The organism is Arthrobacter sp. UYCu512 (genome assembly GCF_040547075.1).
Taxonomy (GTDB): Bacteria; Actinomycetota; Actinomycetes; order Actinomycetales; family Micrococcaceae; genus Arthrobacter.
In genome coordinates, this window is record NZ_JBEPPA010000015.1 from 13453 (window position 1) to 38884 (window position 25432).

Sequence of the window (25432 nt, forward strand, 5' to 3'; positions counted from 1 at the left end):
CTAGCGCAGGCCGGTGGTGCGGTGCAGCGCCAGGTAGATCAGTTCGTCGATCAGCTCCGCGTAGCCCAGGCCTGAGGCTTTCCACATCTGCGGGTACATACTCTTCGGTGTGAATCCGGGCATGGTATTGATTTCGTTGATGATCAGCTCGCCCTCAGGCGTGTAGAAGAAATCGACCCGGCTCAGGCCTTCGGCTCCAACGGCGTCGAACGCAACGGCGGCAAGCTCGCGGACCCGGGCGATGGCTTCGTCCGGGAGATCTGCCGGGCAGCTGAGCTCGGCGGCGTCGTCGACGTATTTAGCATTGAAGTCATAAAACTCATGCCCGCCGCCGGCCACGGCAATCTCCCCCGGCATGGACGTCCGGGGAGCGTCGGTCCCCCGGCCTTCCAGCACTGCGCATTCGATTTCGCGGCCCACGATGCCCGCTTCGATGACGAGTTTCGGGTCGTGCTCGCGGGCGGCCTCGATTGCGGCGTCCAGGCCGTCCAGGGAATCCACCTTGGAGATGCCCATGGATGAGCCGGCCCGTGCCGGCTTCACGAAGACCGGGAAGCCGAGCCGGTCCACACGCTTGCGGACGGTCTCCGGATCATTGCGCCACTGCCGGTCCGTGACCGCGATGTAGGGACCCACATGGAGCCCGGCGGATTCAAACACCACTTTCATAAAGTGCTTGTCCATCCCGACGGCGGACGCCAGCACACCGGCACCGACGTACCGGGTGTCGGAAAGCTCCAGCAAACCCTGAATGGTACCGTCCTCGCCGAACGGGCCGTGCAACAGGGGAAACACCACATCCACCGCACCGAGCTCCTGCGGGACAGTGTTCGGTGCGGCCACGATCAGTTGGTGTTCGCCGCCGATCTCGGCCAGTGCCACCGTCCGGGCCGACGGTGCAACTTCCGGCAGGGAGGACGCCGAAAGTGACCAGTCGCGGGTGTCCCCGGAGGCCAGCACCCACTGGCCGGACTTGGCGATCCCGATGGGGATGACCTCGTACTTCGCCTGGTCGATCGCGCCGAGCACGCCGGCAGCGGTCACGCAGCTGACCGCATGTTCGCTGGACCGGCCGCCGAACAGCACCGCCACTCGGGGCCGGGCGCCCTGGCCCGCTGTGTTCACTTCTTCTTCAGTCACGCTCAGTAATCGCCTTCAGGTTTCAGATCACGGGACAGCAGCAGCGGCCCCAGTTCATCAACGGACAGTTTTCCGGCCAGGACGGCAACTACTGCCGCGGTGATTGGCATCTCGACGCCGAGTTTACCCGCCAGCTCGTGAACGGCCTGCGCCGACTTGATCCCCTCGGCGGTCTGCGTCATTTCAGCTGCCACCTCATCCAGGGTCAGGCCTCTGCCCAGCAGCCGTCCGGCCGTGTGGTTCCGTGACAACGGCGAGGAACAGGTAGCCACGAGGTCGCCAAGACCGGCCAGTCCGGCCATCGTCTGCGCCTCGCCGCCCAGCGCCAGGGACAGCCTGGAGGTCTCCGCGAGGCCGCGGGTGATCACCGACGCCTTGGTGTTATCCCCCATTTGCTTGCCCTCGCAGATTCCGACGGCCAGGGCGATGATGTTCTTGACGATCCCGCCGATTTCGACGCCGACGACGTCGGCCGTGGTGTACGGGCGGAAATACGGCGCCGTGCAGCTGCGCGCTATCCAGCCGGCCGCCGCCGCGTCCGAGCAGGCCACCACCGAGGCGGTGGGCTCTTCCCGGGCGATCTCCATCGCCAGGTTGGGGCCGGAGACCACGGCGATCCGGTCCGCGGGAATGCCAAGTTCAGCAGAGATTACTTCGCTCATCCGGGCATCGGAGTGCAGCTCGAGTCCCTTCATCAGGGACACCACCAGGGCGCCCGGCGGTATCAGGGCCGCCCATTCGCGCAGCTGCGGCCGCAGCGTCTGTGCGGGTACGGCCAGGACCACCAGCTCCGCGCCGGCGAGAACCTCGGCGACGTCGGTAAACGCGGTGATGCTGGAGGGAAGCGCAATTTCCTTGAGGTACTGCTCATTACGGTGCTTCAGGTTAATCTGTTCCACCACCGCGCTGCGGCGGCCCCACAGCCGGATTTCCCGCTCAACGCCGGAGGCCGCGGCGGCATCTGCGAGGATCTTGGCGAAGGTGGTCCCCCAGGATCCGGCTCCGAGGACAGCCACCCGGCTGGCGGAAGACAGGGCGCGGGCATCCGCCGTCATGCGTCGCCGTCCGCGTCGGTGGACGTTCCGGCGTCGGGTCGGCTGCCTGCTGCGCCACCTGTTTGGTCGCCGCCTGCGACGAAGCGGCCGTGCGTGGTCTGGTTGTGCGCCGAAGGATCCCAGCGGACCAGCGGGGGCTGCCCGCCGCGGAGGGTGGCCAGGAGTTCCGTGACGGAGTCCATGATCACGTTGGTCGCCTCCGCGAGGGTGGCCTTGTCCAGCGGCCGGCCCGCAAAGGCGCTGAGGTCCACGGGATCGCCCACCACCAGGCGGGAGGTCTTCCGCGGAAAGACATGGAACCGCTTGGCGTAGCGGGGAAGGACCTCGTGTGCCCCCCAATGAGCCATGGGCACCACAGGTATCCCGCCCTCCAGCGCCATACGCGCCGCGCCGGTGTGTCCCTTCATCGGCCACAACTCAGGATCCCGGGTCAGGGTCCCTTCGGGATAGATCACAATGGCGCCGCCCTCGTTCACAACGTCCCGGGCAATCTGCAGCGAGCGGTTGGCACCAGCCGAGGACCGCTCCACCGGGATTTGTTTAGTGGCGCGCAGCACGAATCCCAGCACCGGCACCTTAAAAAGGCCCTCCTTGGCCAGAAAGTGCGGCATCCGCTTCTGGTTGTAGAGCATGTGCCCCACCACCAGCGGATCGATTTCAGTGCAGTGGTTGGGTGCTGCAATAAAGCCGCCAACGGGCAACTTCTCCAGCCCGATCCATTGCTTGCGCATCAACAGGTTCATGACGGGCCGGACAATTCCGGCAACAAGGACAAAGGTGGTGTGGCTCTTGGCGGTTTCCTTCACGTGGTCCCCCGCTACCCGGCTGAAGTGATGTCGAAGTCCGCGCCCAGGCCGGCGAGCTTTTCGGTGAAGCGCTCGTAGCCGCGGTTAATAATGTCGATTCCGGTGACCCGCGAAGTGCCATTCGCAGCCAGCGCCGCGATCAGGTGGCTGAATCCGCCCCGCAGGTCCGGGACGTCAATGTCTGCACCGGTCAGCTGGGTGGGGCCGGAAATGACGGCAGAGTGCAGGAAGTTGCGCTGGCCAAACCGGCACGGCACACTGCCGAGGCATTCGCGGTGGACCTGGATGTTGGCGCCCATCCGGATCAGCGCGTCGGTGAAGCCGAAACGGTTCTCGTACACGGTTTCATGCACGATTGACACGCCCTCGGCCTGGGTCAGCGCAACGATCAGAGGCTGCTGCCAGTCGGTCATAAACCCGGGGTGCACGTCCGTCTCCAGGACCAGCGGGTTGAGCTTGCCGCCCTTGTGATAGAACCGGATGCCGTCGTCGCCGATGTCCATCCCGCCGCCGACCTTGCGGTAGGTGTTCAGGAACGTCATCATGTCCCGCTGGGTGGCGCCCTCGACGAAGATGTCCCCCTTCGTCACCAGCGCCGCTGAGGCCCAGGATGCCGACTCGTTGCGGTCCGAGAGGGCGCGGTGGTTGTAGCCGCCAAGGTCCGGGACGCCTTCGATCCGGATGGTGCGGTCGGTCTGGACGCTGATGATGGCGCCCATCTTCTGCAGCACGGCGATGAGGTCCACTACCTCCGGCTCGGTGGCAGCACCGGAAAGCTCCGTGATGCCCTCGGCCCTTGTGGCGCTCAGCAGGACCTGCTCGGTGGCTCCAACGGAGGGGTACGGCAGGGAAATCTTGGCGCCCTTGAGACCGTCCGGCGCTGAAATGTGGATGCCGCCGGGACGCTTTTCCACCACGGCGCCGAACTGCCGGAGCACGTTCAGGTGGTAGTCGATGGGTCGGTCGCCGATCTTGCAGCCGCCCAGGTCCGGGATAAAGGCCTCGCCGATCGCGTGGATCAAGGGCCCGCAGAGCAGGATCGGGATGCGTGAATCGCCGGCATGGGCGTCGATGGCGGTGCTCGAGGCGGTTTTGGCGCCCTTCGGGTCGAGGGTCAGGTCCCCGGTGATGGGGTCCTTCTCAACCGTGACGCCGTGGAGTTGGAGCAGGCTGGTGACAACCTCAACGTCCTTGATCTCGGGGACGTTGCGCAGCACGGATGGCTCATTGCCCAGCAGGGCAGCCACCATTGCTTTGGGGACAAGATTCTTGGCCCCGCGCACGGTGACGCGGCCAGTCAGCGGGACGCCTCCGCGGATTGTCAGAACACTACTCATATACGGCTTTCCTCACGACTACTCGCCCCCAAAACCTTCCAAAGGCACCTGCTAAGCATAGGAGCTTGCGTTACCGATCTGAAATACGGGGTGTGCCGCACCTTCCCAGCCGCACCGTTCACCGGACTCGAATCCGGCGTCGGGCTCGGCGTGTCAGGACATCTTGGCCGGCAAGGTCTTGGGCATAAACGCGGGACGGGTCGCCTCGAAAGTGGTGATGTCTTCCTCGTGCTTGAGTGTCAGCCCGATGTCGTCCAGGCCCTCAAGCAGGCGCCACCGGGTGTAGTCGTCGATCTCAAACGGGGCCACAATATTGCCGCAGATCACGGTCTTCGAGACAAGGTCCACGGTGACTTCGGTGCCGGGCGCGTTCTCCAGTTCCTTCCAGATCAGTTCAATGTCGTCCTGGGCGAGTTCGGCGGCGAGCAGGCCCTGCTTGCCGGAGTTGCCGCGGAAGATGTCGGCGAAGCGTGAGGAAAGTACGGTCTTGAAGCCGTAGTCCTTAAGTGCCCAGACGGCGTGCTCCCGGGAGGACCCGGTACCGAAGTCAGGCCCGGCCACCAGCACCGAACCGGCATTAAAAGGTTCCTGGTTGAGGATGAACGCCGGGTCCTTGCGCCAGCCGGCAAAGAGTGCATCTTCGAAACCGGTGCGCGTGATGCGTTTGAGGTAGACGGCGGGGATGATCTGGTCCGTGTCGACGTTGCTTTGGCGCAGCGGGACGCCAATGCCGGTGTGGGTTTTGAACTTTTCCATGGCGGATCCTTCTAGGCTGTGTGGATCAGTGACTGTCGGAAGCTACGCGGCATCGGCGCTCAGGGCCGCGGACTCGGGCGCAGGTTCCAGGTCCGACGGCGAGCTCAGGGTGCCGCGCACAGCGGTCGCGGCCGCCACCACCGGGGAGACCAGGTGGGTGCGTCCGCCCTTGCCCTGCCGGCCCTCGAAGTTGCGGTTCGAGGTGGAGGCGCAGCGCTCCCCCGGTTCCAGCTGGTCCGGGTTCATACCCAGGCACATCGAGCAGCCGGCGAAGCGCCATTCGGCGCCGAAGTCCTTAAAGACCTTGTCCAGGCCCTCGGCCTCGGCCTCGAGGCGGACGCGGGCGGAGCCGGGCACCACAAGCATCCGGATGTTGGGGTCCTTGGTGCGGCCGCGGATGATGTCCGCGGCCGCACGGAGGTCTTCCATCCGGGAGTTGGTGCAGGATCCCAAAAACACCGTGTCGACGCGGATGTCCTTCATCGGGGTGCCGGCTTCCAGGCCCATGTACTGCAGCGCACGTTCCGCCGCAGCCTTGGCATTCTCGTCGCCGAAGTCCTCGGGCGAGGGCACCTTCGCGGACAAGGACACGCCCTGGCCCGGGTTGGTCCCCCAGGTCACAAACGGTTCCAGGGTGTCGGCGTCGAGGTCCACATCAACGTCGAAGCTCGCGTCATCCTCCGTGCGCAGGGTGTTCCAGTAGTCGACGGCGGCATCCCACTCGGCGCCCTGGGGTGCGTGCGGACGGCCGAACATGTAGTCGTAAGTCGTCTGGTCCGGGGCGACGAGTCCGGCGCGGGCGCCGGCCTCGATGGACATGTTGCAGATGGTCATCCGGGCTTCCATGGACAGTGCCCGGATTGCGGAGCCGCGGTATTCCAGCACGTAGCCCTGGCCGCCGCCGGTGCCGATCTTGGCGATGACGGCCAGGATGATGTCCTTGGCGGACACCCCGGGGCGCAGTGTGCCCTCGACGTTGATGGCCATGGTCTTGAACGGCTTCAGGGACAGCGTCTGGGTCGCCATCACATGTTCCACCTCGGAGGTGCCGATGCCCATCGCCAGGGCCCCGAAGGCCCCGTGGGTGGAGGTGTGCGAGTCGCCGCAGACCACTGTCATGCCAGGCTGGGTGAGGCCCAGCTGCGGGCCCACCACATGCACGATGCCTTGTTCGGCGTCCCCCAGGGAGTGCAGCCGGACACCAAATTCCTTGCAGTTGTTGCGCAGGGTCTGGATCTGCGTGCGGCTGGTGAGATCGGCAATTGGCTTGTCGATGTCCAGGGTCGGCGTGTTGTGGTCCTCGGTGGCGATGGTGAGATCGGGCCGGCGAAGCGGACGCCCGGCCAGCCGGAGCCCTTCGAAGGCCTGCGGGGAGGTCACTTCGTGCACCAGGTGGAGGTCAATGAAGAGAAGGTCTGGCTGGGCGTTGACTCCTTCGCCGTCGCCTTTGCGCACAACGTGCGCGCCCCAGACTTTCTCGGCCAGTGTCTTTGCCACGGCCTGCTCCCTTCACTGCGGTATTTTCGTACGTAACTGCTTGTTCCCACCACTGAATCAGCCCGCCCGCGTCCTGCGCCAGCGCGTTGACTTGCATCTCAGATAATGAGACGGCAATATCATTACATGGACAATTCTAGTGGAGTCGGTGTCATCGATAAAGCCGCCCATGTGCTTGACGCACTTGAGGCAGGCCCAACCACCCTGGCGCAGCTTGTTGCCGCCACGGGACTGGCTCGGCCCACCGTGCACCGGCTGGCGCTGGCGCTGGTCCATCACCGGCTGGTGAGCCGCGACATCCAGGGCCGCTTTGTGCTCGGCAGCCGCCTTGTGGAGCTGGCCTCCGCGGCCGGTGAGGACCGCCTGATCGCCTCCGCCGGGCCCGTCCTGATGCAGTTGCGCGACGCCACCGGTGAGAGCGCCCAGATTTTCCGCAGGCAGGGTGAGTGGCGCGTCTGCGTGGCTTCCGCCGAACGGCCCATCGGCCTGCGCGACACCATTCCCGTCGGCACCCAGCTGTCCATGAAGGCCGGTTCCGCCGCCCAGGTGCTCCTCGCCTGGGAGGACCATGACCGGCTCCTTGAAGGTCTGCAGGCCGCCCGTTTCACCCCCACCGTGCTGGCCGGGGTGCGGCGCCGCGGCTGGGGCCAGAGCCTCGGCGAACGCGAGCCGGGCGTGGCCTCCGTTTCGGCCCCCGTCCGCGGACCGTCCGGCCGGGTGATCGCGGCAGTGTCGATCTCCGGTCCGATTGAACGCCTCACCCGCCAGCCGGGCCGGCTGCACGCCGAGGTGGTCTGCAACGCCGCCCGGGTGCTGACCGAGGCGCTGCGCAAAACCAGCGACTAGCGGCATAGGCTGTGCGCATGAGCAGTTATGCGGTGTTCCTGCGCGGGGTCAACGTCGGCGGCATCACCATCAAAATGGCCGAGCTGAAGCAGGCCCTCGCGTCCCGTCAGTTTTCGGACGTGAAGACGCTCCTGGCCAGCGGAAATGTCGTGCTCTCAAGCGAACTGCCCGCCGCCGGCGTTAAAACGGAATTCGAGGCCTGCCTCCGGGAGGCGTTTGGTTATGACGCCTGGGTGGTGGTTTTGCCAGCGGACCGCGTAGGCGAGCTGGTGGCTGCGTGCCCCTACCCCGCTGACGACGCAACCACCCATACCTATCTCACGCTGGGCTCGGACCTCGGGGTGCTTGCCGAGCTGTATGAGGCCGGCCAGGCCCTGGACGGCGCACAGCTAACCGCGCTGGGACCGGAAGCCTTGGCGTGGTTGGCACCCGCCGGCGGCACCCTGGACAGCCCGTTCAGCAAGCTGTCCGCGAAGCCGAAGTACAAGGCCTCCACCACCACGCGCAACCTGCGCACCATGATCAAGGTCCGCGACGCCGCCGCACTGCTGTAGGCGGTTCAGTTAGGGGCGGGTCGGTTGACCGCCCGGCGCAGCGGCAGGTCCAGCATCCCTTGAAAGCGGTTAGTGAGCAGCCGCCTGCAGTGCCTTGTTAAAAGACCCGAGCCGGCTAACCTCAAGTTCCACAGGCTCAACAACCAGATCCGCCGCCACGGCAGCGACGGCAGCTTCGAGCCGTTTCCGGGCCGCTGAGCCCCGCGCCCGTGCGGCAGCGCCGGCGACGAACTTCGCCAGGATGGCCAGGACAATCCCGAGCAGCGCCCCGCCGGCGATCATCACTGTCGGCACCGGCCAGCCCTGCACCAGCGGAACCGCCGGCACGGGAAGCTGCAAGTAGCCCAGCGCCGCGAGCACGCCGAGCCAGGCGAAACCGCCGAGCGCCGTCAGCAATGCCAGCCACTGCAGGATGTTAAACGGCACCCACCACCAGGCCTTGCGTCCGGCCTTCAGCTCGGTGCCCGCGATGGCCTGGTCCAGCGCGTCCGGAAGCCGGTCCCGGCCCTCACGGGCCGCGCCGCGGATGACGGCCCGCCAGGGGCCGGGGGCGCCGTCGGATGCTGCATCGGCAAATTCGCGGACCGCGGCATCAGTGCGGGCCCGCTCCGGGGCGCCCGCCGGCGGCAGCGAGGTGCGGTTCACGTCCGGCCTGGCGCCCTCCCGGCGCAGGTTCAGCCGCCTGAGCGGATCGGGCCGGAACCGGACCAGCCAGCGGGTGACGGGCCAGCCCGTGCGGCGGGTTGACTCCAGCTGGTAGGACCGGACCACCGCGTCCACGACGACCGGGACGTTAGCGGCAACTGCCAGTTCCGCCGCCAGCCGAGACGTTGACGCAGCCTTGACCCCGGCCGCCCCGCCTTGCCCGGACGATTCGGCAAGCACCGCTGCGGCCCGGGTAACGTCCGCGGCGAGGCGCTGCGACTGGGCCTGCCGCTGCGTGGCCACCTGCCGAATGGCGGCCCTGACTTTGTCCACACCGGTGCCCACGACGGCGGAGGCACCAATGACCTGCACCTTCCCCAGCCCGTCCCGCGCCAGGATGCCTTTGAGTGATTCCAGCACGGGGGCAATGTCCCGGTCCGGGAGCCGGTCGATCTGGTTGAGCACCACGAGGGTGACGGCGCCGTGGGAGGCCAAGGGGCTGAGGAAGTCGTTATGCACCGCGGCGTCCGCGTACTTTTGCGGATCGAGCACCCAAACGAGGACGTCGACGAGTCCCACCATCCGCTCCACGATCTGACGGTTGGCAGCCCGGGTGGAGTCGAAGTCCGGAAGGTCCAGCAGGATCAGGCCCGTGCCCTCGTCGGCGAAACCGGGGACCGGGCTGGCGTGGTGCCGATTCCGGACCTCCAGCCAGTCCAAGAGCTCTTCGCTGCCCTCGGCTCCCCAGATGCCGGCGAGCGGTTCGGAGGTCGTAGGCCGACGGGCGGCTGCCGTCGCAATTTCCTCCCCGCTGACAGCGTTGAAAAGGGAGGACTTACCGCTGCCCGTCGCTCCGAAGAATCCGACCACTGTGTGCTCCGCAGAAAGGGAGCGCCGTGAGCTCGCCCGCTCCAGCACCTGCAGCACACTGTCCAGGACCTCCTCGGGGAGCGCCCCGGCTGCCAGTTCGCGCGCTTCGTTCAATGCCATAAGCCTGCGGTCCAGCCGGGTGGCCTCGGCGGCCGCGCCGTGGCGGCTCATGCGGAGGCCGCCAGCCGGCGGAGCGCCGCGGCCTGGCCCGCGAGCACCGCGGGATCGATTCCGCCGGAGAGGTCAAGCCGGTCGAGGAATCGCTGCTGTTCGTCCCGGAGCAGGACCTGGCAGCGTGCGTGGAGGTCCTCCCGGGCCGTCTTGGCCAGCCGGCGGACGGCGTCTTCGCCAAACACCGCTTCGAGCAGCCGCTGCCCGGCTATTGCGGTACCGCCTGCGACGCCGACCTCCAGCCCGGTCAGCCCTGCAGTCATGGAGAACACCACAATCATGAGGGCGGCGCCGAGCCCGTTGATGCCAAAGGACAACCAGCGGGCCTGCGTGCGTTTGCCTTGGCCCTCAGTCCGGATCAGTTCCATAAGGCTCCCCTGCCAGGCCCGGATTTCGGCAGCGGCCTTTTCGGCGAAGCCATCCGAGGTGCCGGAGAGGTCATCGCTGCCCAGCAGCTGGCGGCCGGCAGGATCGGAGCGCCAGCGCCCGTCCGCGTCATCGCCGGCGTTGGCGGCCTCATCGATAATAACGGCCTGTAAGCCGGTCTCGATCGCCGTCTCCACCCGCACTGCAGGTGCCGGTTCGCCCCGGAAGAACGCGGCGGCCCGGTCACGGAACCGGCCAATGTTCTGCTCCATCGCCCGGAAAAACTCGCCGGTGCCGACAAAGTCCTGCCAGCGGGCCAGGACCTCGCCGCGGAGCAGGGCGCCGTCCCGGGTGGCCTCCAGGATCCTGGCCCCGGCGTCCCGGTAGGCGTCACGGGCGTCACCTGCCAGGACGTCAGCGGCATGGTCCTGGCCTTCGGCTGCCTGCGCCGCCGCCTCGACGCGGTCCGCCAGGGCCTTGACAGTTCCGTTGAGGGTCCGCCGGGCGATGCCGGCGCGCCCGGCGGCGTCCGCGGCGATTTCCTGCAGCCAGCGCCGCAAGGGCTCGACGGCGGCGTCCGGAAGCATCCCCATCCGGTCCAGTTCCGCTTCGGGTACAACAAAGAGGCGGGCCCCGCCGAGGCCTTCCCGGCTGAGCATGGACTGCAGGTCCGCGCTGACCTCGGCTTCGGCGGCGGGCGGGACCCGGTCCAGGACCACGGCCACCATAATGTCCCGCGCGGCCGCATTCAGCAGCAGGCGCCACGGGACGGCGTCGGCATAGCGGTTTGCGGTGGTGACAAAGACCCACAGGTCGGCGGCCGCCAGCAACTGGCCCGCCAGCTTGCGGTTGTCAGCGGAAATCGAGTCGACGTCGGGCGCGTCCAGCAGGGCGATTCCCTGCGGCACCGCCGTGTCGGCGAGCAGTACGAGGGAGCTGACCGTTGCGGCGTCCGGCGTGGGACCGGCCTGATTGGCGGGCAGCGGCGCAGGGTTGAGCGTGCCGCGGATCCGGCTCAGGCTCGGCAGCACCCGTTGGTCCTCGAACCAGCGCCCGTCCGCGGGGTGGTGCAGCAGGATGGGCTGGCGGGTGGTGGGCCGGATGGCGCCGGCGCGGGTGACGGCATGGCCCACAAGCCCGTTGACGAGTGTCGATTTCCCGGCACCGGTAGACCCGCCGACCACGGCGAGGAGCGGCGCGTCCAGGCTGCGGTAGCGCGGGAGGATGTAGTCCTCGAGCTGGGCGAGGGCGTTGCGGATGTCACGCCGGGCGTCATCGGCGCCGGGCAGGACCAGCGGCAGCACGGTTGCAGCCAGGTCGCGATGGACGGCTTCCAGCAGTTCAATGCCCGGGCCGGAGGTATTGTCGGAGCTCACGGTTTCATCATGCCAGTTCAGGCGCGTCCCGATGGATGCTGGGGCCCCGGACAACGAAAAACGGCCCCGGGCTGTTGCCCGGGACCGTTCTATCTGTGACCCCAGCGGGATTCGAACCCGCGTTACCGCCGTGAGAGGGCAGCGTACTAGGCCGCTATACGATGGGGCCGCGTACTCTCCAGAACGGCATTGCTGCCGTTCGCGCTAAGCAATTATTTCATACACTCAGCAAGTGTTTCAAACCGGCCGTACCGGTTCAAAACCCCTGATAATCCGCGGATTTCCGAGGATTTTTCAGAGCTGGGATACCAGGACTCGAACCTAGAATGACGGTACCAGAAACCGTAGTGTTGCCAATTACACCATATCCCAATGGAACTTTCGGGCCGGATCCTTGGGTCAAAACCCGCGCTCCCGGCGCCTCAGCACGAGTAATTACTTTACCCGAGACTTTCCGTCTGTACAAATCGGGCCGTCCGGCTCCCGCAATTAGCGGGAGCCGGCTACGCGAGCAGCTCCAGCAAGGTCCCGATTTCGCGGCCGGCAAAGCCCGGGGCAGGCTCCCCGCCGCGGTTCAGCCAGACGCCCAAGAGGCCGGCCGCCGTCGAACCGTCAGCGTCGAGGAGGCGGTTGTCCCCCACATACAGCGTCTCGCCGGCGCCGGAGCCGAGGCGCCGGACCCCCTCCAGGTAGATCGCCGGATCCGGCTTCGCCGCACCCACGGTGTCCGTCCCCACCAGCACGCTGATGCGCGCCAGGCCGGCAGCGTCCAGCTTGACCCGCTGGTAGTCGTGGACGTTATTGCTCACTGCCCCGTACGGAATCCCGGCGGCATCCAGCGCATCCAGGACCGGGGTGACGTCGTCGAAGGCGCGGATGTAGCCGTGCTGCCGGCTGGCGTAGGAACTGACCCAATGGTGGGCTTGCTCCCCCTCCGCCAGCTCCACGCCGAAATGTCCCAGCGCAGCCCGGCCCCGGAGCAGCCGCTGCTCGTTGAACGTCAGTTCCCCGGCCAGGTACCGGTCGTAAAAATGCGTGGTCTCGCGGGTGAAAATCCGCCCGAACTTCTCCCACCCGGCCTGGTCCAGTGCGGGCAACAGATGTTCGCTGACGTCGCGAAGGGCTGCCGTCATGGCGAACTCGAGGTCAACGAGGGTGTCGTCGATGTCGAAGAGTACGCCGCGGATGCCGTCCAGGCCGGCGGCCAGGGCGGCTGTCCGGGCGCCGGTGATTGCCTCAGGCGAGCTCATTTTCAGCCGCGGAAAGCGCGCAGCCGGGCCAGGGACGAGTCCTTGCCCAGGATCACCATGGATTCGAACAAAGGCGGGGAGATCCGGCGGCCGGAGATGGCCGTGCGGACCGGACCGAAGGCCAGCCGCGGCTTAACCCCAAGTCCCTCCACCAGGGCTTCCTTGAGCGCCGGCTGAATGGAATCGGCGGTCCAGTCGGCCAGCGGTTCCAGGGCGGCCAGGGCGGCGTCGAGCACCTCGGTGAGGTTCTCCGGCAGTCCCTTGCGGGCGTCGTCGGCGACGTCGATGGCGTCGTCGTTCTTGAACAGGAAGGCGAGCATCTCGGGGGCCTCGCCCAGCAGCGAGATGCGCTCCTGGATCAGCGGGGCCGCCTCGGCGAGGATCTCCCCCTGGCGCGCGGTGAGGGTCTCGCCGACGAACCCGGCCGTGCGCAGGTACGGGACGAGCCGGGAGCGGAAGTCCTCGGCGTCGAGCATTCGGATGTGCGTGCCGTTGATGGCCTCGGCCTTTTTGATGTCAAAACGGGCCGGGTTGGCCAGGACGTCGTTGACGTCGAAGTGCTCGATCAGCTGCTCCACGGTGAAGATGTCCTCATCGGCGGAGAGGCTCCAGCCGAGCAGGGAGAGGTAGTTGAGCAGGCCCTCGGGGATAAAGCCGCGGTCCCGGAGCAGGAACAGGTTGGACTGCGGATCACGCTTGGAGAGCTTCTTGTTGCCCTCGCCCATCACGTAGGGCAGGTGGCCGAAGACCGGCAGGTAGCTGGCGACGCCGATGTCCATCAGCGCGCGGATCAGCACCACCTGGCGGGGTGTGGACGAAAGCAGGTCCTCGCCGCGGAGCACGTGGGTGATGCCCATCAGCGCGTCGTCGACAGGGTTGACCAGGGTGTACAGCGGTGAGCCGTCGGCGCGGACGATCACGTAATCCGGGATGCTGCCGGCCTTGAAGGTGATCTCGCCGCGGACCATGTCGGTGAAGGTGACGTCCTCGTCCGGCATCCGGACGCGGAGCACGGGCTGGCGGCCCGCAGCCTTGAACGCGGCCAGCTGCTCCGCGGAGAGTTCGCGGTCGAAGTTGTCGTAGCCAAGCTTGGGGTCGCGGCCGGCGGCGCGGTGGCGGGCCTCGACTTCGTCCGGTGAGGAGTAGCACTCATAGGCGTAGCCGGCCTCGACGAGCTTGGCAACGACGTCCTTGTACAGCTCAAGTCGCTGGGACTGGCGGTACGGCTCGTGCGGTCCGCCGACTTCCACGCCCTCCTCCCAGGTGATGCCGAGCCATTTGAGGGCCTCGAGCAGCTGCTGGTAGCTCTCCTCGGAGTCGCGCGCCGCGTCCGTGTCCTCGATGCGGAACACGAAGGTGCCCTTGGTGTGCCGGGCGTGGGCCCAGTTGAAGAGGGCGGTGCGGATCAGGCCCACGTGCGGGGTACCGGTGGGCGACGGGCAGAACCGGACACGGACCGGAGTGTCTGCGGTGACTTCGCTGGTCACGCTGGGGGCGGAGCTGGAGACGGCGTCAGGCGCGGAGGGAGTAATCATAGTGTTATCAACATTACTGGTTGAGATTGGCTCGGTACCAACCCAACGCTGGTGCTGCCGGCTCCACCGGGTGTGATTCTTAGGCAGGCAAGCGCAGTACGTCCAGGGCGGAGAGCAGATACGGGACGGGATCGGGGTCAGTTCCTGCCGCCCACTGCATCCACGCTTCAAAGGTCGCACCAAGGTAGGCGGCGCTCAGATAGTTCGCCCTGTCCGCGCGGACGCCGCGGGCGACGAGGTAGAGCCGTGCCCGCTCGCGTTGGGGTTTCAGGCAGTCATAGCTCCGGCTGGCCAGTTCGGTGTGCTCGGCGATCAGGCGCAGGCGCCCGCGCGAGACGGAGAGATCCGGAATCACCGCCACCCCGGCGACCGCGGCCGCCCGCAGCCCGGCCAGGATGTCGCCGTCGGACGGGGACAGTGCCCCGGCCTGTTCCAGTACCCGTCCCGACGCCTCGACTACCGGCTCCATTCCGCCCCAAATGAGATCGGCCTTGGAGGAAAAGTACCGGTACAGGCTCTTCCGGCCCACTCCCGCCTCGCGGGCGATGTCCTCCATGGAAGTGCGCTCATAGCCCCGCCCGGCGAACAGCCGCAGGGCGATCGCCGCGACAGCCTCCGGGTCGATCCGCACGGGACGCCCGCTGGAACGCGGCACGGCAGGCTGCGTTTTTTCCCCGGACATCACACCAGTATTCACCCTTTTATAATGACACAGCGTGTCATAAAGTGGGTGGTATTGCGATCCATCGACGTCCGGGAGGACAGCATGAGCAACGACGCATCATGGCAGGAAACCATCACGGCAGGCCGCTTCGAGGGCAAGACGGTGATCGTTACCGGGGCAGGATCCGGGATCGGCCAGGCGACCGCCCTGCGCATCGGCAGGGAGGGCGGCAGGGTTGTCGCTGCGGATATCAGCACCGAGCGCCTGGATGCCCTGGTGGCCGGGAACCCGGGCCTGGACCTGGTCCCGGTGGCCGGTGACATCTCGACGAACGAAGCCGTGGCCGCCGTCGTCGCTGCCGCGGGCGGCCGGGTGGATGCCCTGGCCAACGTCGCGGGCATCATGGACAACTTCGCCCCGATCCACGAGGTGGACGACGTCATCTGGGAGCGCGTCTTCCGCATCAACGTCACCGCCACCATGCGCCTGACCCGGGCCGTACTGCCCCTGATGCTGGAAGCAGGCTCCGGTTCCGTGGTCAACGTCGCCTCCGAGGCCGGCCTGCGCGGCTCCGCCGCCGGAGCCGCCTACACCGCGTCCAAACACGCCGTTATTGGCCTGACGAAGAACTCCGCCGTGATGTACGGGCCAAAGGGACTGCGCTTCAACGCCGTCGCGCCCGGCGCCACCCTCACCAACATAGAAGCCATCTGGGGTTCCCAACTGGCCGCCGAGCGCCTCGGGCCGCTGATGGGTGCGAACATTCCCGCGCCCGCCACCGCAGCCCAGCTGGCCGCGTCCATCACCTTCCTGCTGAGCGAGGACGGCACCAACCTCAACGGCGCCGTCCTGGCCTCCGACGGCGGCTGGTCCGCCGTCTAGGAGCGCGGCGTTTCAGCTCCGGCTAGCGGCGGACCACCGGGTTGGAGAGGCGGCCGATGCCCTCGATTTCGACCTCGAAGCGGTCGCCTGCCTCCACGAGCCCGACGCCCGCAGGGGTGCCGGTCATGATGACGTCGCCCGGCAGCAGGGTGAAGGCCTGCGAGACGATGGAGACGAGTTCGCGGACGCCGCGGATCATCTGGCTGGTGCTGCCGTCCTGGCGCAGCTCGCCGTTGAGGCGGCCCTGGATCTGCAGGTCCTCGGTGTTCAGTTCGGTCTCGATCCACGGGCCGAGCGGTGCGGACGTGTCGAAGCCCTTGGCCCGGGCCCACTGCAGGTCCGTCTTTTGGACGTCGCGGGCGGTGAGGTCGTTGCCGCAGGTGTAGCCGAAGATCACGTCGTCGACACGTTCCTCCGGGACGTCCTTGCAGATCCGGCCGATCACAACGCAGAGCTCGGCCTCAAAGGAGACTTCCTCGGAGAACTCCGGCAGCACGATCGGGTCATTGGGCCCGACGACGGATGTGTTGGGCTTCAGGAAGAGCAGCGGCTGCTCAGGGACCTCGTTGCCAAGTTCCTTGGCGTGCTCGGCGTAGTTGCGGCCGACGCCGATGACCTTGCTGCGCGGGATGATCGGGGCCAGGAGGCGCACATCCTCCAGTTTGTGCCGGACGGCGGTTCGTTCCACGCCGTTGAAGAACGGGTCGCCGTTAATAACAGTGACTTCCTCACTGCCGGGCTCACCTTCAACAATGCCGTAGAGGGGATCAGAATCGACTACAAACCGGGCGATACGCATGGCTCCAAGCGTACCGTCTCCGGCAGGCCGGGTCGCGCGCCCTTCGTCACGATGCCGCACGTGCCATCACCCAACTGACTCGCAGCAGGGGTCGTTTTGAGGGCTGAAAACGACCTTAGCTGCGAGCTAGTCGGGTGAGCTGCGCAGGTAGTGGAGTTGGGCCGCCACGGAGAGTTCCGCGGCGGACCGCACGGCGGGATCGACGTCGGCGTACACGGCGTCTGCCACCTCGCCCACGCCGGCGTGCGGGCCCAGGTTCTCGAGGGCCGAACGGATTTGCCCGAGACGGTCTTCGCGGTGGTCCCGGTAGGCGCGGACGATCGTGTCCAGGGCAGGCAGCGTGGGTCCGTGGGCCGGCAGGACGGTCGCCGGGCCCAGGCGTTCGAGCCGGTCCAGTGACGCCAGGTAGTCCCCCAAGGTGCCGTCAGGGTAGTCCAGGACCGTGGTTCCGAGGCCCAGGATCGTGTCGCCGGTGAGGACCGAGCCCCGGGCGCCGTCGTGCGGCAAATGGAAACAGACCGAGTCCGAGGTGTGGCCCGGCGTCGCCAGCACCCTGACCTCCGCCCCGGCGGCGTGGATAACTTCGCCGTCGACCAGCGGGCTTGCACCGTGGCAGTGGGCCGGATCCATGGCACGCACCGGGGCTCCGGTCAGTTCCGCGAACCGGCCGGCGGCTGCCGTGTGGTCCGCGTGCCGGTGCGTAATCAGGATAAGTTCGACGGCGCCGGCCCGGGCCAGGTCCTGCAGGTGCGGCTCATCCAGCGGGCCGGGGTCCACCACCACAGTGCCGGCCGCTCCGGGGCCGGCGATCACGTAGGAGTTGGTCCCGTGCAGGCTCATCGGCCCCGGGTTGGGGGCCAGCCTGAAGCGGGTCAGCTCTGAGCTGCGCACGATGGCGCGCGGGTTGTCCGGGATCACCGCACCATCTTGCCACCGAACCGTGCCGCTTACGAGTCCCAGCCAGAGGCGCAGCCGTGCCTGCCCGTGAACGCCGACGGCGGCGCGCACCGGAAGGTGGGGGCCGCCGTCGAACGCTGCGTGTTGCCTGGCAGCTACCGCTTAGGCGAGGCGGGTCAGCCAGCCGTGGGTGTCTTCGATGGTGCCCGTTTGGATGCCGAGGAGCTGCTCGCGAATGGCCATGGTGGTCACACCCGCCGTGGCGTCCTCGGAGCCAATGAACTCCGTCTCGTCCTTGAGGACGCCGATGGGGGTGATGACGGCGGCGGTTCCGCAGGCGAAGACCTCGGCGATGTCGCCGGAGGCCACGCCGTCGCGCCATTCATCCAGGGTGACCTTGCGTTCGGTGACCTCGCGGCCCATGTCCTTGGCCACCTGGATGACGGACATGCGGGTGATGCCTTCGAGGATGGTTCCGCTCAGCGCCGGGGTGACCAGCGAGCCGTCCTTCATCACAAAGAACACGTTCATACCGCCGAGCTCTTCGACGGCGTTGTCATTGAACTGGTCCAGGAACAATACCTGCTTGCAGCCGTGGGACTCGGCTTCCTGCTGCGCGATCAGCGACGCGGCGTAGTTGCCGCCGCACTTCGCGGCTCCCGTTCCGCCGCGGCCTGCCCGGGCGTATTCGCGGGAGATCCAGATGGAGACCGGCTTGAGCTCGCCGCCGAAGTAGTTGCCGGCCGGGGACGCGATGACGCGGAAGGAGACCTCACGGGCGGCGCGGACACCGAGGAACGCCTCCGTGGCGATCATAAACGGTCGCAGGTAGAGGGCTTCGCCGTCGCCGGAGGGAACCCACTCCTTGTCCGCGGAGACGAGTTCGCGGATGGCGCCAAGGAAGTACTCTTCCGGAAGCTCCGGCAGTGCCAGGCGCCGGGCCGACTTGTTCAGCCGGGCGGCGTTGGCCTCGGGACGGAAGGTCCACACGGAGCCGTCGGCGTGCCGGTAGGCCTTGAGTCCTTCGAAAATTTCCTGGCCGTAGTGGAGCACCGCCGCGGAGGGGTCCAGGGAGATGGGACCGTAAGCCTCAACCCGGGCATTGTGCCAGCCGCCCTGGCCCTGGTCGTCGACACTGTAGTCAACGATGGCGGTGTGGTCGGTGAAATAGTCGCCGAATCCCGGGTTCGCCAGGACGGCAGCACGTTCTTCAGCGGACTTCGGGGTTGCCGAAAGCTGCTGGGTGAATTCGACGCCATGGGCAGTCTGAGTCATGGTTCCTCCACGGTCGGCTGCCTGGCGTGTGAACGTGGTTCAGCGTCGGACCACGGCAGCATATGGGTGATTCGAAACAAGCTTACGCCCGTTGGCGGAGCCTCCCGGCCGGGCCGGGCGGGCGTCCCAGCCGGGCCGGGGGCGCCTACAGGGCGGGCCGGGGGCGTCTACAGGGCGGCGGCGATGGCGTCACCGACCGCGCTGGTGCTGCGCGCTGCGGTGCCGCGGCCGGCGATGTCGGAAACAACTGCCGCCTCGATTTTGCGGGCAGCAGTGCCGTAGCCGAGGTGGTCCAGCAGGAGTGCGGCGGAGAGGATGGCCGCCGTCGGATCTGCTTTCTGCTGGCCAGCGATATCCGGCGCCGAGCCGTGGACGGGTTCGAACATGGACGGGCTGGTGCGCTCCATGTTGATGTTTCCGGAGGCGGCGAGCCCAATGCCTCCGGTGACCGCTGCGGCAAGGTCGGTGATGATGTCGCCAAAGAGGTTGTCAGTGACGATCACGTCGAAGCGCGCAGGGTCCGTGACCATAAAGATCGTGGCGGCATCAATGTGCAGGTAGTCGTGGCTCACGTCGGGGAACTCCTGGGCCACTGCCTCGACAGTGCGCTTCCAAAGGTGCCCGGCGAAGACCAGGACGTTGTGCTTGTGCACCAGGGTGAGCTTCTTGCGGGGGCGGTCGTTGGCCCGGCGGAAGGCATCCCGTACCACTCGCTCCACGCCGTGGGCAGTGTTGAGCGAGACCTCGGTGGCGACTTCGTGCGGGGAGCCGGCGCGCAGGGTCCCGCCGTTGCCCACGTACGGGCCTTCGGTGCCCTCACGGACCACAATAAAGTCGATATCGCCGGGGCTAGCGAGCGGGCTGCCGACCCCCGGGTACAGCCGGGACGGACGCAGGTTCACAAAGTGGTCCAGGCTGAAGCGCAGCTTGAGCAGCAGTTCACGTTCAATCAGGCCCGAAGGGATCCTGGTGTCGCCCGGGGCCGCCCCCACCGCACCAAAGAGGATGGCATCGCGGGTCCGCAGATCGGCAAGGATCTCCGCCGGCAGGGTCTCCCCCGTTTCCAGCCAGTGCTGCGCGCCGAGCCGGTACTGCGTCTGCCGCAGGACAATGCCCTCGGCGGCGGCAGCCTTCTCTAGGACTTTCACGGCTTCGGCGGTGACCTCGGGGCCGATGCCATCGCCCGGAATAACGGCAAGATCAATCGTGGATGCACTCATAGTGCCAGCGTAGCCAAGTCATCCACATGCTGGTCAAGTTGTCTCATTATCCGAACGGCCCTCTTCTTCTTCTGACGCTCCCGCACTTCCAGCAGGAAAAACAGCAACGCTCCCGCACTTCCGACAGGAGAAAGCGCAACGCTCCCGCACTTCCGGGTCAGAAGGTGCGGGAGCGTCGCTCGAACCACCGCAGGACCTGCGGGAGCGTTTCTCGAACCACGCAGGACCTGCGGGAGCGTTTCTCTAACCACCGCAGGATCTGCGGGAGCGTCGGCCCAATTACTGCAGGATCTGCGGGAGGATCGGGAGGGGTCAGACTTTCGCCTCGGCGGGCTCCTCGTACTTCGGGAAGACCGGAGCCGGGGCGGGCAGTGCGGTGCCGGCTCCGATCGGGGTGCCCAGCGCTGCAAATTCCCGAGCTTCCCCTTCGGGCTGGCCGAGGGTCTCCAGGATGGCCCCGGCTGCTGCCGGCATCACCGGCTGGGCGAGGATGGCGACGATCCGGAGCACCTCGAGCGTCACGTACAGGACGGTGTTCATCCGTTCGACGTCGGTCTTGCGCAGCACCCACGGCGCCTGCTCGGCGAAGTAGGCGTTGGTGTCGCCCAGGACAGCCCACACCGCCTCCAGTGCGCGGCTGAACTCCTGCTTTTCGAACGCGGCGCGGCAGATCTCCAGCAAGCCGTTGGCCTGCTCCAGCAGGGCTGCGTCCGCAGCGCTGAGATCCCCGGGAACGGGAACGGCGCCGTCGCAGTTCTTTGCCACCATCGACAGCGATCGCTGGGCCAGGTTCCCGAAGTTGTTGGCAAGGTCGGCGTTCATCCGGCCCACGATCGCGTCGTGGCTGTAGGAACCGTCCGCGCCGAAGGGCACCTCGCGGAGCAGGAAAAAGCGCACCTGGTCCAGGCCGTACTGGGCCACCCAGTCCGCGGGCGCCACAACGTTGCCCAGCGACTTGGACATCTTAACGCCCTGGTTGTGCAGGAATCCGTGGATCATCACACGCTTGGGCAGTGCCAGCCCGGCGGACATCAGGAACGCCGGCCAGTAGACGGCGTGGAAACGGGAAATGTCCTTGCCGATGACGTGCACGTCGGCCGGCCAGTATTTCCGGAACGCCTCCGACTCGGTGTCGGGGAAGCCCACGCCGGTGAGGTAGTTGGTCAGCGCATCCACCCAGACATACATCACGTGCTCCGGGTTGCCCGGCACGGGGACACCCCAGTCGAAGGACGTGCGGCTGATCGACAGGTCCTCCAGTCCGCCCTTAACGAAGCTGACCACCTCGTTGAAGCGGTTGTGCGGGGCACCAAAGGAGGGGTGGTCCGCGTACAGGGCCAGCAGCCGGTCCTGGTAGGCGGAAAGCTTAAAGAAGTAGCTTTCCTCCTCGGTCCAGGTCACCTCGGTTCCGGTCTCGGCGGCGTAGCGGACGCCGTCGGCCTTCACCTCGGTCTCATCCGCCACAAAGTACCGCTCGTCCCGGACGGAGTACCAGCCGGCGTACTTGGAGAGATAGATGTCCCCGTTGGCTTCCATCCGCTGCCACAGCGCCGTGGCGGCGGCGTAGTGATCCGAGTCCGTGGTGCGGATAAAGCGGCTCAGCGAAATGCCGAGGTCATCGCTCATCTGCCGGAAGGCGGAGGAGTTGCGGTCGGCCAGCTCCTTGACCAGGATGCCTTCCTTCTCGGCCGTCTGCTGCATCTTGAGGCCGTGCTCGTCCGTGCCGGTCATAAAAAACACGTCAAAGCCGTCCAGGCGCTTGAAGCGCGCCATCGCATCCGTGGCAATGACCTCATAGGCGTGTCCGATGTGCGGCACGCCGTTGGGATAGCTGATGGCCGTGGTGATGTAGAAGGGAGTCTTCCCGGAAGTTGTCACAGTTTTCAGCCTAGATCAGTTCGGTGAGGGAATCGCTCTGGCGGACAAGCTCGTGGTCGTGCGAAGCAACCAGGACGGCGATTCCGTCAGAGGTGGTGTCCTTGAGGATGCTGATGATGCGGTTGGCCGAGGACCGGTCCAGGCTGGCCGTCGGTTCGTCGACCACCAGCACGCGGGTGCCCAGGATCAGGGCCCGGGCGATCGCCACACGCTGGCGCTCACCGCCGGAGAGCTGGGCGGGGCGGTGCCGCATCCGCCGGCCCAGGCCAACGAGGTCGAGGAGGTCCTTGGCCATGTCGCGGCGCTTGTCCACTTCGCCGTCGGGCACGGCGGGCAGCAGCACGTTCTCCAGTGCGCTCATGCCGTCGATCAAGGCACCGCCCTGGTCGACGTAGCCAATCAGGGCACGGCGGCGGTCGGCGATTTCGTCGTCGCCCATGGTCTCGAGGGAGTCGCCTTCCCAGAACACCCGGCCCGACGTCGGCAGGGTCAGGCCCGCGCCGACGGTCAGGATGCTGGTCTTGCCCGAACCGCTGCGGCCGGCAACGCAGTGCATTTCGCCGGCGTGCAGGGTCAGGTTGAAGTCGTCCACCACGTTCACAGCGTCGGCGCCGCTTTTGCCGCCGCCATAGTGGATGGTGATGTTGCTGAGCTCCAGCGGGGTGGCGTGGTCCGCGGCCTTCACGATCGTGTTGGCGCGCGTCTGGTGGGCACCGCGGCGGGTGCTCGCCGTCATCCGCTCGTGAGCCTCACGGTCAAGGTTCAGGTCGTTGTTCATCGGACCACTTTCGTTGCAATTGGAATCCAGCAAAGTACAGCCACAAAGCCGGCGACAGCGGCCCACAGCGCGGCATAGGGAGCCAGCAGGAGGCCCACGCCCAGGGCACCCAGGACACCGAGGGGCAGCGCGACAGTTCCCACCATGGCATTTTCAAAGAAACGGACCTGCCCCAGCATGTCCGGGTTCCAGCCCATGGCCTGCAGGATGCCGAGGTACTGGCGCTTTGCCTGCAGTTCGAAGCGGCCGGTCACCATGGTCAGCAGCAAGCCCACGGCCACACCGGAGAGCCCGAGGATGATGCTCGGGGTAGCGATGCTGGCGGCGGCCAGGCCGCTGAGCGCACTCGCCCCCGCGGCGCGGGGAATGTCGATCAGCAGCGCGGCCATTCCGCCGACCGCGGCACCGAAGACGCCGACGGCGACGGCCAGCGAAATCGTATTGAACTTGTTGGTGCTCAGCTGCCGGTTGGCGAAGGTCAGCGGCGAGTCCACGGCGATCAGCCGTTCATCGTGCTGCGGTTCCTGGTCCACCACCTCGCGGTGCCGCAACTGCTGGGCGGCGAAGAAAGCCGCACCTGCGTAGAGCACCAGCACGGAGCCGGAGACAATCGCGGTGGCCGCATTCCAGCTGAGCAGGCTCAGGACGATTCCGGCGACGGCCAGGAGGGCGGCGCCGACGCCGAACTCGGCCAGCACCCAGGTCCGGATCCGGCGCTGGGTCCAGCCCATGGCACGCAGGGTTCCGGCCTCGCTGCGGCGTTTGCGCACGTAGCTGACCGTGGAGGCACCGGTCAGCAGTGCGGCACCGCAGAGGGTCAGGAAGAGCAGCGTCAGGTTGGTGGCGGTGAGGGAGCCGGAGACGGCGTCCGCGGCGTTCTGGCGCACCCACGACTGCTCTACGGTGCCGAGCGGGGACTCCTTGCCGGCGTCGTCCTTGGAGTAGCCGGGGACGAAGATGCTGGCGTCCTCGCGGGCCGAGCCGGCCACAACTGTTGCCTGCAGGCCCATGTCCCGGATCTCGTTGGCCAGCTTCTCCACCTCCGGCTGCGCCTCTTTCCAGCTGCCGGGGGCCTTGGCCTTGATGCGCACGGCGTCGATGACGGAGGCGTTGTCCTCGTAGCCGCGTGCGGCGGCGAGGCCGTAGTAGTCGGTGATGGCGCCGGCGGACTGGCTCGCCAGGCCCGTGGCACTCAGTGAAGGCTTCAGCTCGGTGTTCCCGGCGTCCTTGCCGGCGGCATCCTTGGTGAGCGTGAACGGCGTGGGATCGTAGCCGCCCAGCGGCAGGCGGTTGACGTCGCCGGCGGCCGCCTTGACCTGCTCGGCGTCGAACGTACCGTAGACCATCGCCAGCGGAGTGGCGAGCTTCTTGCCGGTCTCCAGGTTCTCGCGGTAGGAGCGCTCATCGACGGGCTTGCGCTGCGTCTGGTCCACCGCTGTACCGTCGGCGGCCTTTTCGGGGAGCCGGTTCACGGTGACCCAGTCGCCGGGGATCGCGGTCTTGTCCACGGCGCCGTTGCCGGCGGTGGCACCGTCCTTGTACTTGGGGGCCGCGGCGAAGTCGGTGCTCCAGGTGGCGGGGTTGTACAGGCCCTGGCTGAAGCTTCCGGTGTCACCGAGCAGCTGGGACAGGTCCTTGGAGCCGGGCCAGTCGAGCGCGAACGGCGACTTGGAGACGAACGGGAGATAGTCCTTGTCCAGGGAACGGGTCGCGGTGCCCACGTCCTTGGTGACGTTGCCGGCGGCGTCGATTTCTTCGATCTTGACGGAGTATTTGAGGTCCAGGGAGGTACCGGAGCGGACAATCAGCGGGATCGCCTGCGAGTCCGCGGTCAGCAGTCCGTTGCGCTTGGCCTGCTGGTACTGGCTCATCAGCGGGGCCCAGTATTTGAGCTTGACGCCGAGGAAGTCCGGGCCTTCCTTGAGTTCGTCCATGCCGATACCGGTGGTGAAGAGGCTCTCGAAGTGGCGGCCGATGGCGCCGGCATTGCGGGCGTCGGCCGGCGGGGCCTTCTCCAGGGGAGCAAGGAAGTCGCCGGCGCTGCCCAGCAGGGCACGTTCGGCGACGGGGTCAACGGCGACGACGGACTCCGTCACCTGGGGCGCGGCGGGCAGCGAGACGGAAAGATCGAAGAGGCTGTGCTCGGAACCGCCGGCCGGGGCCGGGAACTTGATGCCGGTTTCACCCGCAGGGCCTGCGATGCGGACGTTCTTGCCGCCGGCGACTACCTCTTCGACGAGCTTCGCCTTGCCGAGGGATCCCTCGGCAGTGGTCTTGAACAGGGTCTCCTCGGAGTGCCCGTCGGAGCTGACGGCGCTGGCGGTGAGCCGGTATTTTTTCGGCGTGCCGGGCAGGACCGATTCCGCGGCCGGCCACTTGCTCGGATCGGTGGCGCTGGGGTCTCCGGCGGTGCCGGCGAGCCCGGCGTTGTAGCCCAGGTAGTCGGTGGCATCCAGGCGCGGGGCCTCAAGGTTTTGGGTGACCCGTGAGACGAGGCTGATCGGGGCCGCTACCGAGGTTCCGGTGAGCTTGCGGAGCGCGTCCAGTTGCTCGAAGCTGATGCCGCCCTGGCCGGTGGCGATATCCGGCTGCATCAGCCCGCCGTTATCGTCAGCCTTGGCCTGGACGAGTACGTCATAGAGCCCGCGCGAGTTCTGGTCAACGGTGCGGTTCAAGGCAGCCTGCGACTGTCCCTGCACGAGGACCGATAGGCACATGGCCACGATCAAAATGGACGCGGTCAGCAGAAGCACTCGGCTTCTGATGAACCTCTGGACGGCGTTCATTGGGCTCCTGAAAGCTGGATTGCGTGCGCACACCGAAATTCATTCCCTG

The 25432-nt window shown here is 67.0% G+C and carries 21 protein-coding genes and 2 tRNA genes; 3 read left to right on the forward strand and 20 right to left on the reverse strand.

Annotated features, from left to right (window positions below):
- The 6 genes from ABIB49_RS15395 to leuC form a co-directional block, all read right to left on the reverse strand.
- Complete coding sequence (locus ABIB49_RS15395; protein WP_502913819.1) at positions 1-1146, reverse strand: D-alanine--D-alanine ligase family protein; 1146 nt, start codon at positions 1144-1146, stop codon at positions 1-3.
- Positions 1143-2195: an NAD(P)H-dependent glycerol-3-phosphate dehydrogenase gene (locus ABIB49_RS15400; RefSeq protein WP_354157317.1), complete on the reverse strand. Its 1053-nt coding sequence runs from the start codon at positions 2193-2195 to the stop codon at positions 1143-1145. Before ABIB49_RS15400 ends, ABIB49_RS15395 begins: the two co-directional genes overlap by 4 nt.
- Positions 2192-3001 carry a lysophospholipid acyltransferase family protein gene (locus tag ABIB49_RS15405; protein ID WP_354157318.1) on the reverse strand — a complete coding sequence of 270 codons (810 nt, stop codon included), beginning with the start codon at positions 2999-3001 and terminating at the stop codon, positions 2192-2194. Before ABIB49_RS15405 ends, ABIB49_RS15400 begins: the two co-directional genes overlap by 4 nt.
- Before the next feature lie 11 nt (positions 3002-3012).
- Positions 3013-4338: a UDP-N-acetylglucosamine 1-carboxyvinyltransferase gene (gene murA / locus ABIB49_RS15410; protein WP_253032501.1), complete on the reverse strand. Its 1326-nt coding sequence runs from the start codon at positions 4336-4338 to the stop codon at positions 3013-3015.
- 153 nt (positions 4339-4491) lie between these two features.
- A complete protein-coding gene (leuD, locus tag ABIB49_RS15415) occupies positions 4492-5094 on the reverse strand; it encodes a 3-isopropylmalate dehydratase small subunit (protein ID WP_354157319.1) in 603 nt (200 codons plus the stop codon).
- Positions 5095-5136: 42 nt separating this feature from the next.
- On the reverse strand, positions 5137-6591 hold the full coding sequence (gene leuC, locus ABIB49_RS15420; RefSeq protein ID WP_354157320.1) for a 3-isopropylmalate dehydratase large subunit: 1455 nt from the start codon (positions 6589-6591) through the stop codon (positions 5137-5139).
- A gap of 126 nt (positions 6592-6717) precedes the next feature.
- On the opposite strand from leuC, the gene ABIB49_RS15425 reads away from it, so the two are divergent.
- Together ABIB49_RS15425 and ABIB49_RS15430 are read left to right on the forward strand one after the other, a co-directional pair.
- Positions 6718-7437: an IclR family transcriptional regulator gene (locus ABIB49_RS15425; RefSeq protein WP_226776205.1), complete on the forward strand. Its 720-nt coding sequence runs from the start codon at positions 6718-6720 to the stop codon at positions 7435-7437.
- 17 nt (positions 7438-7454) lie between these two features.
- Positions 7455-7991 (forward strand): DUF1697 domain-containing protein, encoded by a 537-nt coding sequence (locus ABIB49_RS15430; RefSeq protein WP_354157321.1) that lies wholly within the window; start codon positions 7455-7457, stop codon positions 7989-7991.
- Between the two features lie 69 nt (positions 7992-8060).
- Here the strand turns inward: ABIB49_RS15430 and ABIB49_RS15435 are convergent, their stop codons facing one another.
- The 7 genes from ABIB49_RS15435 to ABIB49_RS15465 form a co-directional block, all read right to left on the reverse strand.
- A complete protein-coding gene (locus tag ABIB49_RS15435) occupies positions 8061-9677 on the reverse strand; it encodes a GTPase (protein WP_354157322.1) in 1617 nt (538 codons plus the stop codon).
- Positions 9674-11419, reverse strand: coding sequence for a dynamin family protein (locus tag ABIB49_RS15440; protein ID WP_354157323.1), 1746 nt, complete (start codon positions 11417-11419; stop codon positions 9674-9676). Before ABIB49_RS15440 ends, ABIB49_RS15435 begins: the two co-directional genes overlap by 4 nt.
- A gap of 96 nt (positions 11420-11515) precedes the next feature.
- Positions 11516-11588, reverse strand: a tRNA-Glu gene (locus ABIB49_RS15445).
- A gap of 131 nt (positions 11589-11719) precedes the next feature.
- Positions 11720-11791 (reverse strand) — tRNA-Gln (locus tag ABIB49_RS15450).
- Between the two features lie 131 nt (positions 11792-11922).
- Positions 11923-12669, reverse strand: coding sequence for an HAD family hydrolase (locus ABIB49_RS15455; RefSeq protein WP_282360372.1), 747 nt, complete (start codon positions 12667-12669; stop codon positions 11923-11925).
- A gap of 2 nt (positions 12670-12671) precedes the next feature.
- Positions 12672-14204, reverse strand: a complete 1533-nt coding sequence (gene gltX / locus ABIB49_RS15460; RefSeq protein WP_282360373.1) for a glutamate--tRNA ligase — start codon at positions 14202-14204, stop codon at positions 12672-12674.
- Between the two features lie 79 nt (positions 14205-14283).
- Complete coding sequence (locus tag ABIB49_RS15465; RefSeq protein WP_354157324.1) at positions 14284-14886, reverse strand: TetR/AcrR family transcriptional regulator; 603 nt, start codon at positions 14884-14886, stop codon at positions 14284-14286.
- A gap of 84 nt (positions 14887-14970) precedes the next feature.
- Between ABIB49_RS15465 and ABIB49_RS15470 the strand changes: the two genes are divergently transcribed.
- Positions 14971-15750 (forward strand): SDR family NAD(P)-dependent oxidoreductase, encoded by a 780-nt coding sequence (locus ABIB49_RS15470; protein WP_226776241.1) that lies wholly within the window; start codon positions 14971-14973, stop codon positions 15748-15750.
- A gap of 22 nt (positions 15751-15772) precedes the next feature.
- Here the strand turns inward: ABIB49_RS15470 and ABIB49_RS15475 are convergent, their stop codons facing one another.
- From ABIB49_RS15475 to ABIB49_RS15505, 7 genes are all read right to left on the reverse strand, one after another.
- Complete coding sequence (locus tag ABIB49_RS15475; RefSeq protein WP_226776212.1) at positions 15773-16549, reverse strand: fumarylacetoacetate hydrolase family protein; 777 nt, start codon at positions 16547-16549, stop codon at positions 15773-15775.
- Between the two features lie 126 nt (positions 16550-16675).
- Positions 16676-17467: an MBL fold metallo-hydrolase gene (locus ABIB49_RS15480; protein WP_354157325.1), complete on the reverse strand. Its 792-nt coding sequence runs from the start codon at positions 17465-17467 to the stop codon at positions 16676-16678.
- A gap of 141 nt (positions 17468-17608) precedes the next feature.
- Entirely contained in the window at positions 17609-18721 is a 1113-nt protein-coding gene (locus ABIB49_RS15485) for a branched-chain amino acid aminotransferase (protein WP_354157326.1), read from the reverse strand.
- 167 nt (positions 18722-18888) lie between these two features.
- Complete coding sequence (locus tag ABIB49_RS15490; protein ID WP_282360378.1) at positions 18889-19941, reverse strand: 3-isopropylmalate dehydrogenase; 1053 nt, start codon at positions 19939-19941, stop codon at positions 18889-18891.
- 312 nt (positions 19942-20253) lie between these two features.
- Positions 20254-21819 (reverse strand): methionine--tRNA ligase, encoded by a 1566-nt coding sequence (metG, locus tag ABIB49_RS15495; protein WP_354157327.1) that lies wholly within the window; start codon positions 21817-21819, stop codon positions 20254-20256.
- A 10-nt stretch (positions 21820-21829) separates the two neighbouring features.
- Positions 21830-22597 (reverse strand): ABC transporter ATP-binding protein, encoded by a 768-nt coding sequence (locus ABIB49_RS15500; protein WP_396021315.1) that lies wholly within the window; start codon positions 22595-22597, stop codon positions 21830-21832.
- Positions 22594-25383, reverse strand: a complete 2790-nt coding sequence (locus ABIB49_RS15505) for an ABC transporter permease (RefSeq protein WP_226776217.1) — start codon at positions 25381-25383, stop codon at positions 22594-22596. The genes ABIB49_RS15500 and ABIB49_RS15505 overlap by 4 nt, the downstream gene beginning before the upstream one ends.
- Positions 25384-25432: the final 49 nt, after the last annotated feature.